The sequence below is a fragment of the Sphingomonas ginkgonis genome, assembly GCF_003970925.1.
Classification (GTDB): Bacteria; Pseudomonadota; Alphaproteobacteria; order Sphingomonadales; family Sphingomonadaceae; genus Sphingomicrobium; species Sphingomicrobium ginkgonis.
In genome coordinates this window covers 18539-33062 of the sequence record NZ_RWJF01000001.1, presented here as the reverse complement: position 1 = coordinate 33062, position 14524 = coordinate 18539, and the positions used below count along the sequence as shown (strand labels likewise).

At 68.7% G+C, this 14524-nt stretch carries 16 protein-coding genes; 6 read left to right on the top strand and 10 right to left on the bottom strand.

Annotated elements, in window-relative coordinates; translation table 11 throughout:
* Window positions 1–30 precede the first annotated feature (30 nt).
* The gene (locus HMF7854_RS00185; RefSeq protein ID WP_239016771.1) at window positions 31–1749 is read left to right on the top strand and encodes a chorismate-binding protein; all 1719 of its coding nucleotides are present in this window, start codon (window positions 31–33) and stop codon (window positions 1747–1749) included.
* Here HMF7854_RS00185 and pdeM read toward each other — a convergent pair.
* The 5 genes from pdeM to HMF7854_RS00160 all read right to left on the bottom strand — a co-directional run bounded on the left by pdeM (window position 1746) and on the right by HMF7854_RS00160 (window position 5994).
* Window positions 1746–2408, bottom strand: coding sequence for a ligase-associated DNA damage response endonuclease PdeM (gene pdeM, locus HMF7854_RS00180; RefSeq protein WP_126717266.1), 663 nt, complete (start codon window positions 2406–2408; stop codon window positions 1746–1748). The genes HMF7854_RS00185 and pdeM overlap by 4 nt on opposite strands.
* Before the next feature lie 88 nt (window positions 2409–2496).
* On the bottom strand, window positions 2497–2952 hold the full coding sequence (locus HMF7854_RS00175; protein ID WP_126717265.1) for a hypothetical protein: 456 nt from the start codon (window positions 2950–2952) through the stop codon (window positions 2497–2499).
* Between the two features lie 8 nt (window positions 2953–2960).
* Window positions 2961–3248: a hypothetical protein gene (locus HMF7854_RS00170; protein ID WP_185829097.1), complete on the bottom strand. Its 288-nt coding sequence runs from the start codon at window positions 3246–3248 to the stop codon at window positions 2961–2963.
* 125 nt (window positions 3249–3373) lie between these two features.
* Entirely contained in the window at window positions 3374–5800 is a 2427-nt protein-coding gene (locus tag HMF7854_RS00165) for a ligase-associated DNA damage response DEXH box helicase (RefSeq protein WP_126719967.1), read from the bottom strand.
* Window positions 5797–5994, bottom strand: coding sequence for a hypothetical protein (locus HMF7854_RS00160; RefSeq protein ID WP_126717264.1), 198 nt, complete (start codon window positions 5992–5994; stop codon window positions 5797–5799). Before HMF7854_RS00160 ends, HMF7854_RS00165 begins: the two co-directional genes overlap by 4 nt.
* Window positions 5995–6053: 59 nt before the next feature.
* On the opposite strand from HMF7854_RS00160, the gene HMF7854_RS00155 reads away from it, so the two are divergent.
* From HMF7854_RS00155 to HMF7854_RS00145, 3 genes are all read left to right on the top strand, one after another.
* Window positions 6054–7055 carry a ligase-associated DNA damage response exonuclease gene (locus HMF7854_RS00155; RefSeq protein ID WP_126717263.1) on the top strand — a complete coding sequence of 334 codons (1002 nt, stop codon included), beginning with the start codon at window positions 6054–6056 and terminating at the stop codon, window positions 7053–7055.
* A 114-nt stretch (window positions 7056–7169) separates the two neighbouring features.
* Entirely contained in the window at window positions 7170–7379 is a 210-nt protein-coding gene (locus HMF7854_RS00150; protein ID WP_126717262.1) for a hypothetical protein, read from the top strand.
* 149 nt (window positions 7380–7528) lie between these two features.
* A complete protein-coding gene (locus HMF7854_RS00145) occupies window positions 7529–8065 on the top strand; it encodes a hypothetical protein (protein WP_126717261.1) in 537 nt (178 codons plus the stop codon).
* 346 nt (window positions 8066–8411) lie between these two features.
* Here HMF7854_RS00145 and HMF7854_RS00140 read toward each other — a convergent pair whose 3' ends face one another.
* Together HMF7854_RS00140 and HMF7854_RS15605 are read right to left on the bottom strand one after the other, a co-directional pair.
* Window positions 8412–9011 carry a hypothetical protein gene (locus HMF7854_RS00140; protein ID WP_126717260.1) on the bottom strand — a complete coding sequence of 200 codons (600 nt, stop codon included), beginning with the start codon at window positions 9009–9011 and terminating at the stop codon, window positions 8412–8414.
* A 55-nt stretch (window positions 9012–9066) separates the two neighbouring features.
* Window positions 9067–9243: a hypothetical protein gene (locus tag HMF7854_RS15605; RefSeq protein ID WP_185829096.1), complete on the bottom strand. Its 177-nt coding sequence runs from the start codon at window positions 9241–9243 to the stop codon at window positions 9067–9069.
* 190 nt (window positions 9244–9433) lie between these two features.
* Between HMF7854_RS15605 and HMF7854_RS00135 the strand changes: the two genes are divergently transcribed.
* Together HMF7854_RS00135 and HMF7854_RS00130 are read left to right on the top strand one after the other, a co-directional pair.
* Window positions 9434–10588, top strand: a complete 1155-nt coding sequence (locus HMF7854_RS00135) for an NAD(P)-dependent alcohol dehydrogenase (protein WP_239016770.1) — start codon at window positions 9434–9436, stop codon at window positions 10586–10588.
* Window positions 10569–11603, top strand: a complete 1035-nt coding sequence (locus tag HMF7854_RS00130) for an SDR family NAD(P)-dependent oxidoreductase (protein ID WP_126717258.1) — start codon at window positions 10569–10571, stop codon at window positions 11601–11603. The genes HMF7854_RS00135 and HMF7854_RS00130 overlap by 20 nt, the downstream gene beginning before the upstream one ends.
* 102 nt (window positions 11604–11705) lie before the next feature.
* Here HMF7854_RS00130 and HMF7854_RS00125 read toward each other — a convergent pair whose 3' ends face one another.
* The 3 genes from HMF7854_RS00125 to HMF7854_RS00115 form a co-directional block, all read right to left on the bottom strand.
* Window positions 11706–12080: a hypothetical protein gene (locus tag HMF7854_RS00125; protein WP_126717257.1), complete on the bottom strand. Its 375-nt coding sequence runs from the start codon at window positions 12078–12080 to the stop codon at window positions 11706–11708.
* Between the two features lie 123 nt (window positions 12081–12203).
* On the bottom strand, window positions 12204–13583 hold the full coding sequence (gene pgmG, locus HMF7854_RS00120; RefSeq protein WP_126717256.1) for a phosphoglucomutase/phosphomannomutase PgmG: 1380 nt from the start codon (window positions 13581–13583) through the stop codon (window positions 12204–12206).
* A gap of 99 nt (window positions 13584–13682) precedes the next feature.
* Window positions 13683–14462: a division plane positioning ATPase MipZ gene (locus tag HMF7854_RS00115; protein ID WP_126717255.1), complete on the bottom strand. Its 780-nt coding sequence runs from the start codon at window positions 14460–14462 to the stop codon at window positions 13683–13685.
* Window positions 14463–14524: the final 62 nt, after the last annotated feature.

The following is a 14524-nucleotide window of genomic DNA, read 5'->3' as shown; positions in this document are numbered from 1 at the left end:
GGGGCGGCCGGCTGCGTCAATGCGGTCGCCGTGGGGGCGTTCATCCTGTTCGACGACGCGCGGCACGGACACGCGCGGCTCTATGCGCGGCCGGTCGAGATCGTGCGCGCGGACCGGCTCGACGAGGTCGGACCGGCGCTCGAGAGGCTGCGCGCGGGGCTCGGCGCGGGTCGCCACGCCGCGGGCTACCTCGCCTACGAGGCGGGCGACGCGTTCGAGCCGACGCTCGCCGCCGGGCACCGGCAGGGCGCGGGGCCGCTCGCCTGGTTCGGACTGTTCGACGGTTATGAGCGGGTCGAGCCCGAGCGCTGGCTCCCGGCGGCGGGAAGCGGGCACGCCGGGCGCCCGCGCCCGCGCTGGACCGAGGAGGAATATGCCGCGGCGGCGGGGCGGGTGCGCGAGCATCTGTTCGCCGGCGACTTCTACCAGGCCAACCTGACCTTCGGCTGCGACGTCGCCCTGTTCGGCTCGCCGCTGTCGCTCTACGCCGGGCTGCGGAGCGCGGCCCATGCGGCGTGGGGCGGGATCCTCGCGCGCGAGGACGGCGACCTGCTGCTCTCGCTCAGCCCCGAGCAGTTCTTCACCATCCGCGGCCGGACGATCGAGGCGCGGCCGATGAAGGGCACGGCGCCGCTGTCGCAGCCGCCCGAGGCGCTGAGCGGCGACCCCAAGCAGCGCGCCGAGAACCTCATGATCGTCGACCTGCTGCGCAACGACCTCGCGCGGGTGGCGGTGGCGGGGAGCGTCGCGGTGCCCGAGCTGTTCGCGGTCGAGACCTATCCGACGCTGCGGCAGATGGTGAGCCGGGTCACCGCCACGCTGCGCGACGGGGTGGACGCGGTCGAGGTGCTGCGGACGATCTTCCCATGCGGGTCGGTGACCGGGGCGCCGAAGGTGGCGGCGATCCGGGCGCTGCGCGAGCTCGAGCCCTCGCCGCGCGGCGCCTATACCGGCTCGATGGGCTGGATCGAGCCCGGCGGCGACGCCAGCTTCAACGTGCTGATCCGCACCCTCGAGCGCCGGAATGGGCAGAAATTGGCCACGCTCGGGCTCGGATCGGGGCTTGTGGTCGACAGCCAAGCCAGCGATGAGTGGGCCGAGTGCCTTGCCAAGGGAGCGTTCGTGACCCGGCCCAACCCGCCCGTCGACCTCATCGAGACCATGCGGTTCGATCCCCAGATCGGGATCGTCGAGCTGGACCGCCACCTCGACCGGCTGAGCAAGGCGGCGGAGGCGCTGGACTTCCGCTTCGACCGCCACGCGGTGCGCAACGAGCTGCAGGCGGCGACCTTCGGGCGCAAGGTGGTCAGCCTCGCCCGGCTGCTCCTCTCGCCGACCGGGCAGATGGCGGTCGAGGTCCGCACCCTGCCCGAGCCCGAGCGCGACCCGGTCGCGGTGGCGGTCAAGCCGCTGCCGATCCCGACCGACGACTGGCGGCTGCAGTACAAGACCACCGCGCGCGACTTCTACGAGGAGGCGCGCGCGTCCGACGCGTTCGAGACCATCTTCACCGACCCCGAGGGGCGGGTGACCGAGGGAAGCTTCACCTCGGTCTTCGTCGAGAAGGAGGGGCGGTTGCTGACGCCGCCGCTTGCCCGCGGGGTGCTGCCCGGCGTGCTTCGCGCGAGCCTGGTCGACAGCGGCCGGGCGACCGAGGCGGACCTCCGGCCGGAGGACCTGCGCGACGGCTTCTTCGTCGGGAACATCGTGCGCGGGCTGGTCCCCGCGCGGCTCGCCCCGCCCGCCTAGGCGGGGAGCGGGAAGCGGAGCAGCCGGTCGGCGACCGGCACCAGCGCCGTGCTGCCCGCGCCGAGCTTGCGGACGATCTCGGGATGGTGGGCGTCGAGTCCGCCGGTCAGCGAGCCGAAGGCGGGCAGGATCAGCTTGCTGTCGCTGGCGACGTAGCAACGGCGGGCGACGTTCTTGCCGCGCAGCGTCAGCCGGAGCTTGGGGTGGTAATGGCCGCTGAGCTCGGGCCGGGGATCGCACGGGTCCGCCTCGTGGCGCAGCACCAGCCCGCGGACATAGGCTTCCTCGACGATCCGGCCGCCGCAATGGTCGGCGAAGCCCGGGTCGTGGTTGCCGATGATCCACACCCAATCGAGCCGCGCGGTGAGCCCGGTCAGCAGCTCGCGCGCCGCCGGGGGGAGCCGGTCGCAGCCGAACTTGTCGTGGAAGCTGTCGCCCAGGCAATAGAGCCGGGTCGGCATGACGCGGTCGACCAGCTCGGCCAGCGCGGTGAGCGTCGCCATGCTGTCGTAGGGCGGCAGGAACTGGCCGAGCCGGGCGAACCAGCTCGCCTTCTCAAGGTGGAGGTCGGCAACCAGAAGCGCGCATTCGGCCGGCCAGAACAGCGCGCCCTGAGGATCGGCGAGGAATTCTTGACCGGCGAACGAAAGGGGAACCATGACCGGATGTTTAGCCGCTTCCTCAGCGACTTGTGAAGCGCCTTTATGGCGATATTCGGCGGCTGGAGAAGCGTCCCGGGCGGACCGCTCAATAATTGTTGGCAAGGACATGGTCGCGCAGCGAACGGGCGTCGTGGAGCGCGTTGTGCGGCACCTGGCTGTTGGCGGCGACGCTGAACCCGGGGAGGCGGATGAGCTGGAGCCGGAGCCCGGAGATGGCCACCATGTCGCCCGGGCCGGTCAGCAGCAGGCGGCAGAACAGCGCGAGGTCCTCGGGCCAGTCGGCGACGATCTCGATGTCGGTGTCGGCGGCGAGGAAGTTGGCGACTGCCAGGCCCCCGTGCGCGAGGCTGGTGCGCGGGCAGGAGAAGCGGGCCGGGACATGGTCGAGATAGGGGATGACGTGCCGCTCGACCCAGGGATGGAGGGGGTCATCGACCGCGAAGGTCAGGTACAGCTCCTCGTCGCCATGCTCGGGGACCAGCGCGAGGCTGAGCAGGGCGCCGCCGAAGCCGTTGAACTCGGTGTCGAGGAAGTAGCGCACGCTCCCGCTTAGCGCGGCGGCGCGGCTTGGCAATCGTCGGTGGGCAGCGGACGGCCCTTGCGGCAGCGATACGCCGCCTCGCGCGCCTCGCGGCCCCGGCGCTCCTCTTCCTTGCGAAGCTCGCGGCCGCGCTTCTCGTCGGCCTTGCGCTGGTTGGGAACGACGGCGTTGACGCCGGCGCCGACCACCTTGACCGGCACGGAGACGACATCGACCGCGGTCGAGGCGACGGTGCTGACGATGCAGCCGGAGAGGGTCGGGACGAGGGCGAGGGCAAGGACAGGCAGGACGCGCATGAGGGCACCATAGCTTCGGTTTTTCTTTCGTCATGCTGAACTTGGTTCAGCACCCGACTTCCGGTGCCGGCTCTCGTCGATGGATGGGTGCTGAAACGAGTTCAGCATGACGGGGGCGGCGGGCTTCAGTCCAGCCGCATCGCTTCCGCGGCGAGTGCCTCGGCCTCGATCAGCAGCGAATCCTCGGCCTCGGAGCCGGCGGGGAGGGCCTCGCGGCCGATCACGACCATCAGCGGGACGGCCATGGGAGTGACGCGGTTGACGTCGACATGGACCATCTGCGCCTGCGCCCGCTCGACCAGCCGGGCGAGGCGGCCGAGCTCGGTCATCCGGGCGCGGGCGTCGTCCCAGGCGGCGCGGAGCAGGAGGTGCTCGGGCTCGTACTTGCGCAGCACGTCGTAGATGAGGTCGGTCGAGAAGCTGACCTGCTTGCCGGTTTTCTTCTTGCCCGGGTGCTGGCGCTCGACGAGGCCGCCGATCACCGCCACCTCGCGGAAGGCGCGCTTCAAGAGCATCGACTGCTCGACCCACTCGACGAATTCGGCCTCGAGAATGTCCGGCGAAAGCAGGGGCGCGGGGTCGGCGATCTTCTCCAGCCCGTAGACCGCGAGCGCATAGTCGTTGGCGACGAAGCCCAGGGGCTTCAGCCCCGCCTTCTCCATGCGCTTGGTGATCAGCATGCCGAGCGACTGGTGCGCGTTCCAGCCCTCGAAGCTGTACATCACCATGTAGTGGCGCTTCTCGAACGGGAAGGTCTCGACCAGCAGCTGGTCGGGTTCGGGGAGCCTGGAGCGGCGCTGCTGCACCTCCAGCCATTCGCGGACGTCGTCGGGAAAGCGCGGCCATTCCGCGGGGGTCGCGAGGAAGCCGCGGACGCGGTCGGCGAGGTGGGTGGTCATGCTCATCCGCTGCCCGCCGTAGGTGACGAGCCGGGCCTCCTTGGCCGAGGCGCGGACGATGATGTCGCTGTCCTTGAACCGCTCGACTTCGAGGGAGAGGCCGGCGAAGAAGATATGGTCGCCGACCGAGAGGGTCGAGGCATAGCCTTCCTCGACCTTGCCGAGCAGGCGGCCGTTCTTGAAGCGGACGTCCTGCATCGGATTGTCGACGATGATCCCGGCATTGAGACGGTGCTGCGCGGCGACCTGCGGCTTGGTGATCCGCCAGTGGCCGGAGCCGGGAGGCTCCTCGGTCAGCCGGCGGAACTTGTCATAGGCCTTCAGCGCATAGCCGCCGGTGGCGATATACTGGAGGACATGGTCGTAGACCTCTTCGGTCAGCCCGGCATAGGGCGCGGCGGAGCGGAGCTCGGCGAGCAGCTCGGCCTGCTCGAACGGCGCGGCGCAGGCGCAGGCGAGGATGTGCTGGGCAAGCGTGTCGAGCGTTCCGGGGCGGAAGATCTCGGGGTCGAGCTCGCGCGCGTCGACCGCGTCCAGCGCGGCGCGGGCCTCGAGATATTCGAAGCGGTTGCCCGGCACGATCATCCCATTGGAGGGCTCGTCGAGGCGGTGGTTGGCGCGGCCGATCCGCTGGAGCAGGCGCGACGAGCCCTTGGGCGCGCCCATCTGGATCACCAGCTCGACCTCGCCCCAGTCAATCCCGAGGTCCAGCGAGGAGGTGCAGACCAGCGCCCGCAGCCGCCCGTCGGCCATCGCCGCCTCGACCTTGCGCCGCGCCTCGAGCGCGAGGCTGCCGTGGTGGATTCCGATCGGCAGCGCATCGGCGTTGACGTTCCACAGGTCCTGGAAGATCAGCTCGGCGAGGCTCCGGGTGTTGCAGAAGATGAGCGTGGTGCGGTGCTGCTGGACCAGCTCCATCACCTGCTTAGCGGCGTAGCGGCCGGAGTGGCCGGACCAGGGGACGCGGCCCTCGGGGATCAGGATCGACAGCTCGGGCTCCGCCCCGGGATCGCCGATGACGAGGTCGACCAGCTCCTCGTCGGCATCGGGGGCGAGCCAGGCGCGATAGGCGTCGGGGTCGCTGACGGTGGCCGAGAGGCCGACCCGCTGGAGCCCGGGACGGATCGCCTGCAGCCGGGCCAGCGAGAGCGAGAGAAGGTCGCCGCGCTTCTCGCGGGCGAAGGCGTGGATCTCGTCGACGACGATCCGCTCGAGCTTCTCGAACATGGTGAAGCTGTCGGGGTAGGACAGCAGCAGCGAAAGGCTCTCGGGGGTGGTCAGAAGCACCTGCGGCGGGCGGGCGCGCTGGCGGGCCTTGCGGTCGGACGGGGTGTCGCCGGTGCGGGTCTCGACGCGGATGTCGAGCCCCATCTCCTCGATCGGGGTGAGGAGGTTGCGCTGGACGTCGACCGCGAGCGCCTTCAGCGGCGAGACGTAGAGGGTGTGGAGGCCCTCTTCCGGCGCCTCGGCCAGCTCGCAGATGGTCGGCAGGAAGCCGGCGAGCGTCTTGCCCGCGCCGGTCGCCGCGACCAGCAGCGCGCTTCGCCCCGCGCGGGCGCGCTGCAGCATCTCCAGCTGGTGGCGGCGGGGCGCCCAGCCCTTGGCGGCGAACCAGTCGGCGACGACCGGCGGAAGGGAAAGGCCGTCCGTCAGAGGCCGCTGCCGGGCTCGTCCTTGTGGGCGTCGTGCTCGGCCCGGTAGAGGTCCTTGGTCGCGCGGTTGGTCTGGTCGTCGTTCATCTCGGCGCCGCGGCTCTTCGAGCGGAACACGACCCACAGCAGCACCGCGAACATGGCGAGCGCGCCGATGTAGATGATGTTCCAGTACCAGTTCTCGTTGCCGTTCATCACGTCACTCCCTCGGGCGGCCGGGGAACCTGCCGGCCCGTTCGACCCTTAAGTGCGCGATGCCCCGCCTCGGTTCCTGGATCGATCCCCGCCCCGAGGGCATCTACGTACCGCCCGCCGACGCCTGGGTCGATCCGTCGCAGCCCAAGCAGCGTGCGCTCGTCACCCACGGCCATGCTGATCACGCCCGCGGCGGTCACGGCCGGGTGTGGGCGACGCCCGAGACGCTGGCGATCATGAACACGCGCTACGGCGAGCAGACCGAGTGCCCCGTCGCCTATGGCGAGACGGTGCGGGTGGGCGAGGTGGACGTCAGCTTCGTGCCGGCAGGCCATGTGCTGGGCTCGGCGCAGATCATCCTCGAGCACCAGGGCGAGCGGGTGGTGGTGTCGGGCGACTACAAGCGGCGTGCCGACCCGACCTGCGCGCCGTTCGAGCCGGTGCCGTGCGACATCTTCATCACCGAGGCGACCTTCGGCCTGCCGGTGTTCCGCCACCCCGACGCGAGCGGGGAGATTGACCGGCTGCTGCAGCGGCTGCACGACAATCCCGACCGCTGCGTGCTGGTCGGCGCCTATGCGCTGGGCAAGGCGCAGCGGGTGGTTGCTGAGGTCAGGCGGCGCGGGCACGAGGACCCGATCTACTATCATGGCGCGATGGAGCGATTGTTCCGGCTCTACGAGGAGCTCGGCGTGCCGCTGGGCGAGATGCGGCCGGCGACGGGCGCGAAGAAGGACGAGATGCGCGGGCACATCATCATCTGCCCGCCGAGCGCGCTCAACGACCGCTGGTCGCGGCGGCTGCCCGACCCGATCACGGCGATGGCGTCGGGCTGGATGCGGGTGCGGCAGCGGGCGCGGCAGAAGAATGTCGAGCTGCCGCTGATCATCTCGGACCATGCCGACTGGGACGAGCTGACCCACACGATCCGCGAGGTGGCGCCGAGCGAGGTGTGGATCACCCACGGGCGCGAGGAGGCGCTCAAGCACTGGTGCATGCTCCACCAGATCAAGGCGCGCGAGCTGAACCTGGTCGGTTACGAGGACGAGGACGAGGATTAGCTGCTTGGAATTCAAGTGCTTTGGCGGTCGATCTACCCGGGCGGGTCTGCGTTCGGCGACGTGCAGGCTCTGGGTCGGAGGGCGCAACGCCGACGGACGCTCGCACGGGGCTCGATGATCGCCTATCGTCGGGTGATGAGGAGACCCGCGGCCGTCGAACGTGCCTTCCAGCTCGCCCGTTCAGGTCAGTGCCGAAGCGTTGCGGAGATCATTCGCAAGCTGCCGGAGGAAGACCGGCAAGCGGTCGAGCTGCACCTCGCGACGCCGGCCGCCAGGCGCGAATTGATCCTGATCTGCAGCGACGCCTGGCTCGCCGCGCGCTAGGCTCGACCGGGGTCCCCCGTCGCCTGGCGGGGCGATCCGGAAGTTCGGGCCACGAGCCTCTTGACTGCGGCGCCGTGTCTTGGTCCTTCCTTGTTGCTGAACGGCGTGTCTCGTTTGCCCGGAAGTGTCGGTCGCACCTTCAATCGAGCATGCATGAAATGAACGGGAACATCCTCCTTCGAATCGCGGCCGTGACTGCGATCCTCTCCTTCTCGCCGGCGGCGGCCGCCGAGCGGAACCCGCAGATGGACCAGGTCATCCGCCAGATCCGCGAGACGGCCGAACGGATGCGCGGCCAGCTTCCGCCCGAGGACATCGCCGAGATGCTTCGCAACGCGGACGAGATGGAACGCGAGAACGGCAAGTCGAGCTTCACGGCCCCGGCGGCCAAGCCGGCCCCCGCCGGCGACATCATCGCCCACCTCGAGCAGGTGCATGGCTCGACGTTCGAATGGCTGATGCGCACCGCCACCTGTGCCGGCTACCAGTGGGAGAACTGGCGTACCTACACGATCACCACGGGCACGAAGATCCCCGAGCGGAACACCGGCTGCAAGCGGGCCTTCGCCGCGTACGAGCAATATTTCTACGCCGCGCGCAACGGCAACGGTGCCGTCGGCAAGCGCCACCTCGCCGAATATGACCGCCTGGCGCACGAGGTCGTGAACACCTATTCGCAGGAGTAACCGGCCGGGAGCAGGACCAGGCGGAGATGAGAACGCCCGTGAGTGCTTGCGGTGCTTTTGGGCGGGAGGCGGACCTTCAGTGCTTCTCTGCGCGAAGACCATTCAGTGGCGCGGTTACAAGAAGCACCATGGCGGCGATGATCATCCCGTGAGCGACATCTGGATTACGTAGCGGGAGGAGAAAGAGCGAACCGCAAAAGAGAATGGAGGCAGCTAGCCACAAGGGCTTCGACTTACCGCCTATGAACATTTCCCGAGTCCTCCACCGACCGATGGCATTTTCGAGGCTTCGATAAAGGCCGCCATGGGCGTAAGCCGAACGTCCGCAATGGGTGGAAAGCGGACATTAGCGCTCGCGCTTATATGCCTCGTTCCCTATGAAACCGAGGGGGTAGCCCGAAGCGGAAGCGGCGTTCACCAGACACCAGAGCGTTTCTTCGTCGAGGTTGCCAGCGGAGTGTTCCTCCATCGTCTTCAGAGACCCAGTGGCCCTTGGCCCACACAGCTTTTCGAGTGTGCGTGCGAACGTGGCCTCATCAGAACGCTTGGGGTCATAAAGAGGCAGGCGAGCGAGCAGACCTCGTTTGTCCAACCAAGCCTTCGCATCGGCCTTGTCGCGCTCGCGCGACATCTGCCAATAGAGCGTCTGGTATGTCTGTTCCACGGGTGCGGGTAACGTAACGTAGTAATGCGTCTGCAACGATGCGCGCGCTACGCACTCTAACTGCTCTTTTGAAGCGGAAGCGACCTTCGAGACCTCGACCACGTCCTCTTGTTGCGTGTCGTCAAACTTCGGACGAACGCTCTTGAAACCGCAAGCCGCAACCCGCGCCGCAGCAACCTCCGGCTTCACCAACTCGATAGGCTGTTTGAGCGCGTCCCCCGATGAGGGAGGAGCAAGAGCGCCAAGGGACAATAGCAAAGCGAGGCTGACCATCAGCAGCAACTGTCGCATCCGCGCCTAATGTCCGCAATGGGTCGAAAGCAGACGTCTTCCTGACTCATCGGCGCGCAGGCAAGATCCAGACCAGCAGAAAGATCAGGCCAACGATCATCGCCATGGCGACCAGACTAGCGGCGAGTGTAAACCACCATGCCACCTTGGCGCCGTATCGATCCTCGACCTTGTCCGACGCCAGGTCCAGGACCGCCATGACGAATCCGCTGAGGTCGTCCACACAGGAATGATATCCGGGAAACGGGTGGCCGCAACGGGTCTTCAACGGGCTTGAGGAGGCTGCCGGTCTCCTGAACCCTTGCAGGGCTCCGCTCGGCGCGGAACGGCGGAATTCTGGTTCGCTCGCGCCGGAACCGCGCCCGCCTGCAATTCGTCCTTTGCGTAGTTCAATGAAACGCAGGAGCGCTCACGTGCACGTCCATGGCTATGCCGCCCTCAAGGAGGGCGGGTCGATGAAACCCGTCCAGTTCGACCGCGAGCCGGTCCGCGCGGGCGAGGTGGCGATCGACATCTCGCATTGCGGCGTCTGCCACAGCGACTTCCACCAGGTGAAGAACGACTGGGACAACAGCGTTTACCCCTGCGTGCCGGGCCACGAGATCGTCGGCCGGGTGACCGAGGTCGGCGAGGGCGTCAGCCGCTTCAAGGCCGGCGACCGGGTCGGGGTCGGCTGCATGATCAACAGCTGCCGCGAGTGCGACGCCTGCCGCCGCGGCGAGGAGCAATATTGCTCGGGCCCCAAGGGCGCGACGATGACCTACAACGGGCCGATCAAGCCCGACGGGACCAACAGCTACGGTGGCTATTCGAGCGCGATCATCGTCCGCGAGGAGTTCGTGCTGTCGATCCCGGAGGCAATCAGCGACGCCGAGGCGGCGCCGATCCTATGCGCCGGGATCACCACCTACCAGCCGATGAAGCACTGGGGGGTGAAGGCCGGGCAGCGGGTCGGCGTGGCCGGGATCGGCGGGCTCGGGCACATGGCGATCCAGATCGCCAGGGCGCTCGGCGCCGAGGTGGTGGCGCTGACCACCGACGCGGAGAAGGAGCCGCTGGCGAAGGAGCTCGGCGCCTCGCAGACGATCGCAATGGACGACGACGCGGCGCTGGAAGGCGCGAAGGAAAGCCTCGACTTCCTCATCTCGACCATTCCCTATCCGCACGACTTCAACCCCTATGTCGAGCTGATGAAGGCCGACGGGAAGATGGTGATCGTCGGCAACCTCATCGAGTTCGAGGACATCCAGATGTCCAACGTGGTGATGAAGCGGCTGGTGATCGCCGGATCGGCGATCGGCGGGATCGGCGATACGCAGGAGGTGCTCGATTTCTGCGCCCGCACCGGCGTCCGGCCGCGGATCGAGCTGATCGCGATGGAGGACATCGACGAGGCGTTCGACCGGGCCAAGGACGAGGAAGTCCATTTCCGCAGCGTGATCGACATGGCGACGCTGCAGAAGGATGCCGACGCGAAGGAGATCGACACGCCGGTGCGCGGCGAGGTCGTGAACCGCGCCACGCAGCCGAAGGCGACCGAGCCGGCGGATGTGCTGGTCGAGGCCTAGAGCCGCGATCCTGCTGGCGGGCGCGCTGCTGTCCGGCTGCGCGGTCGACGCCCGGCTCCGACCCGCCGAGTATCGCCAGCTCGGCGGGCGGACCTTCGTCATCGTCGGCGCCTCGAGCGGCTTCGGCCAGGGCGCGGCGCTGCGGCTCGGGCAGAACCACGCCAATGTCGTGCTGGCGGCGCGGCGGGGCGACCTGCTGGAGGAGATCGCCGGCCGGATCCGCGCCTCGGGCGGACAGGCGCTGGTGGTGCCGACCGACGCCGGCGACCCGGCGGCGATGGAGGCGCTCGGCCGCGCCGCGATGCAGCGGTTCGGACGGATCGACGTGTGGATGAACATCGCCGGGGTGGGCGCGATCGGGCGCTTCTGGGACATCCCGGCGGCCGACCAGTCGCGGCTGATCGACACCAACTTGAAGGGCGTGGTCTACGGCAGCCGGGTCGCGCTGCGCCAGTTCGTCGCGCAGGGGCAGGGCACGCTGGTCAACATGGGCTCGGTCGAGAGCGTGATCCCGATCGCCTATCATGCGAGCTACGCCGCGACCAAGGCGGGGGTGCTGAGCCTCGGCCGCGCGATCAACCAGGAGCTGCGACAGGCCGGCAAGGGGGGGACAATCCGGGTCGCGACCGTCATGCCCTATGCCGCCGACACGCCCTTCTTCGACCATGCGGCCAATTACAGCGGGCACACCGGGCGGATGATCCTGATGGATCACCCGTCCAAGATCGTCGACGCGCTGATGTGGGTCTCGCTCCACCCGCGCGAAGAGCTGCCGGTGGGGTGGAAGGCGCAGGCGGCGACCAGCGCGCACGGGTTTCTGCCGGACCTCACCGAACATGTCGCGGCGGACATCCAGCTGCGCGAGATGAGGAAGGGCGCGGCGCTGCCGGCGACCACTGGGGCGGTCCATGCGCCGATGGCGGCCGGGCGCACCGAGGAAGGCGGGGTCAAGTGCCGCGCGCAGGCGGAGGACGCGGCGCGCCTTCGGGGTGGCGCGGGAGACCGGCCGCAGTAATCTCCCGCCGTCGCGGTTGCGCGCCGGCAGCGGATCCGGTCTTTTCGCTGCTGTCCACCGAGGCGTCCGACCCCCCCCCGTCACGGGAGGGGCGCGCGACGATCAGCGTTCGCTGTTCTTCAGCTCGCGGCCGATCTGGTCGAGTTCGTTGCCGCGCGAGTAGAACTCGGTGTCGCAGGACTTGGCGATGTCCTTGACCTGCTTGTTCCTGCGGATCGCGGCGAACTCGCGCCGGACCATCAAGGGGAGGTCGAGGTTGGGGGCCTCGCCGGCGAGCTTGCCGCGAAAGTAGAGGAGGCCGAGGCCGGCGGCCTGCTTCTTGCCGTCTTCCGTCACCGTGCCGGCTCCCGCGGCATAGAGGACGAAGCAGCGGAGGTCGCGGCCGGCGCCGTGATCGAACAGCCATTTGGGCTGGGCGGGTCCCGACAGAGCGGCGATGCCGATGCCGAGCAGCATGAAACGCAAGAGACTGGACATGAACTGATCCCACACCTGTGAGCGCACAGCATGGGGATTTGCCGGTCGACAGTCCAGCGGACGGCAGCCGGGAACGGCCGCGGGCGAGGGGAGTCGCCGCGCGGCCGGCCGTTGCCGTGGGTCCTAGTGGCTGTCCTCGGTGCGCTCGACGCCCGAGTGGGCGAGCTGCTGGTCGATCGCGGTGAGCAGCCGCTCGAGGCCCGCGTCGTCGCGCGCCTCGGCGCGGGCGACGAGCACGTCCTGGGTGTTGGAGGCGCGCAGCAGCCACCAGCCGTCGTCGGTCATCACCCGAGCGCCGTCGGTCGCGTCGACGCGGACTCCGTCGCCCTTGAGGCGGTCGAGCACCTCGGTCACCACCGCGAACTTGCGGCTCTCGTCGACCGGGAAGCGCATCTCGGGGGTGGCGCGATTGTCGGGCATGGCATCGCGCAGCTCGGTCAGCGACTGGCCGCTCTCGCTCACCGCCTCCAAGAGGCGGACCGAGGCGTAGAGCGCGTCGTCGAAGCCGAACCAGCGATGCTTGAAGAAGATGTGGCCGCTCATCTCGCCGGCGAGCGGGGCCTTGGTTTCCTTCATCTTGGACTTGATGAGGCTGTGGCCGGTCTTCCACATCAGCGGCTGGCCGCCGAGCTCGCCGATGCGGTCGAACAGCGCCTGGCTGGCCTTGACGTCGGCGATGATGGTGGCGCCCGGCTCGTCCTTGAGCACCGGCTCGGCGAGGATCGCGAGCAACTGGTCGCCCCAGATCACCCGGCCCTTGGCATCGACCGCGCCGATCCGGTCGCCGTCGCCATCAAAGGCGATGCCGAGATCGAGATTTTTCTCCGCGACGAGCTTCTTCAGATCCTCGAGGTTCTTCTCGACCGTGGGATCGGGATGGTGGTTGGGGAAGTTGCCGTCGACGTCGGTGTAGATGGTGTGATGCTCGCCCGGGAGCTTCTTGACCAGCTTCTCCAGCGCGGGCCCGGCGGCGCCGTTGCCGGCGTCCCAGCCGACGCGCATCGCCTTGCCGCGGAAACCCTCGACCAGCCGGTCGACGTAGCGGTCGAGGATGTCGACTTGCGTGACCTTGCCCTGGCCGTCGTGCCAGCGGCCCTCGCCGGCGCGGCGGCCGAGACCCTGGATTTCCTCGCCGAACACCGAGCGGCCGGAGAGCAGCATCTTGAAGCCGTTGTAGTCGGCCGGGTTGTGGCTGCCGGTGACCTGGATGCCGCCGCCGACGTCGAGCGTGTGGGTGGCGAAGTAGAGCATCGGCGAGGGGCCCATGCCGGTGCGGACGACGTCGATCCCGGTCTCGGTCAGGCCGCGGACCAGCTCGGCCTCGAGCCGTTCCGAGTGGGTCCGGCCATCGCGGCCGACCGCGAGCGTGGTGACGCCCTCGTCGCGCGCCATGGAGCCGAGCGTCCGCCCGATGGCATAGGCGTCCGCCTCGTGGAGCGTGTGGCCGACGATCCCGCGAATATCATATTCGCGGAGGATGGTGCTTTCGAATTGGTGAGTCATTACGCGCCCGAACTCCCGATGCGGCGGTTTGTTCATCGCTATTGGCGACGCTCGTCGATCAGGTCAAACCGGGACGCGCCCGGTCCCGCGGGACGCCACTCAGGCGACCTTGGCGGTCTTCTCCTCGCCCGGGATTCCGAGCCCGGCGACCATCTCGCGCAGCTCCTGCCGAGCCGCGATGTGGGCGAGGCCGGCATCGCCGATATGCTTGAGGTCGAGCAGGGTCAGCCCCTTGGGGAAGAGCTCGCGGTAGATGACGCGCTCGCCGAGCCCGGGGATGACCCGGAAGCCGACCCGGCGGGCGAGCTCGTCCATCGCCGCGCCGACCCGCTGGAGGTTGTGCGACTGGATGTGCTGGAGGCGGTTGCGCAACACCACCCAGTCGACGCTCTTGCCGGTCGACTTGGCGCGCTGGGTGCGGCTATTCCAGATCAGCTCGGCATAGAAGCTCGGACGGGTGATCTTGAAGTTCTCGGGATGGACCTGGCCGATGAGGTCGAGGTCGACGAAACTGTCGTTCATCGGCGTGACCAGCGTGTCGGCGCGGACGATCGCGGCGCGCGCCACCGCGTCGTCGCGGCCGGGTGTGTCGATGACGATCACGTCGGCCTGCTGCGCGAGCCGCTCGATCGCTTCGCCGAGCGCCTCCGGGGTCTGCTCGTCGAGCACCTCGAACAGCGGCTGGGGCAGGTCGGTCTCCGTCCGGCGCATGGTCGCGGCGCGGTTCTCGAGATAGCGGGTGAGCGTGCGCTGGCGATGGTCGAGGTCGAGCGCGGCGACGCGCTGCCCCGCGGCCGCCAGCGCGACGGCGGTGTGGACCGCGGTCGTCGACTTGCCGGTCCCGCCTTTCTCGTTGGCGAAGACGATGAAGTGGGCCAATGAACTTCTCCCCCCGAGCCGTGAACAGCACGGTTCGCCGGGGTTTAACCGCTAGGGGATTC

What these genes read in the sequence shown, in the direction of transcription:
- pdeM (WP_126717266.1), bottom strand. Translation starts at nt 2,408, where the DNA reads ATGGTTCCCCTTTCGTTCGCCGGTCAAGAATTCCTCGCCGATCCTCAG.
- pgmG (WP_126717256.1), bottom strand. Translation starts at nt 13,583, where the DNA reads ATGACTCACCAATTCGAAAGCACCATCCTCCGCGAATATGATATTCGC.
- HMF7854_RS00150 (WP_126717262.1), top strand. Translation starts at nt 7,170, where the DNA reads ATGATCGCCTATCGTCGGGTGATGAGGAGACCCGCGGCCGTCGAACGT.
- HMF7854_RS00130 (WP_126717258.1), top strand. Translation starts at nt 10,569, where the DNA reads ATGTGCTGGTCGAGGCCTAGAGCCGCGATCCTGCTGGCGGGCGCGCTG.
- HMF7854_RS00170 (WP_185829097.1), bottom strand. Translation starts at nt 3,248, where the DNA reads ATGCGCGTCCTGCCTGTCCTTGCCCTCGCCCTCGTCCCGACCCTCTCC.
- HMF7854_RS00125 (WP_126717257.1), bottom strand. Translation starts at nt 12,080, where the DNA reads ATGTCCAGTCTCTTGCGTTTCATGCTGCTCGGCATCGGCATCGCCGCT.
- HMF7854_RS00145 (WP_126717261.1), top strand. Translation starts at nt 7,529, where the DNA reads ATGCATGAAATGAACGGGAACATCCTCCTTCGAATCGCGGCCGTGACT.
- HMF7854_RS00160 (WP_126717264.1), bottom strand. Translation starts at nt 5,994, where the DNA reads ATGAACGGCAACGAGAACTGGTACTGGAACATCATCTACATCGGCGCG.
- HMF7854_RS00155 (WP_126717263.1), top strand. Translation starts at nt 6,054, where the DNA reads ATGCCCCGCCTCGGTTCCTGGATCGATCCCCGCCCCGAGGGCATCTAC.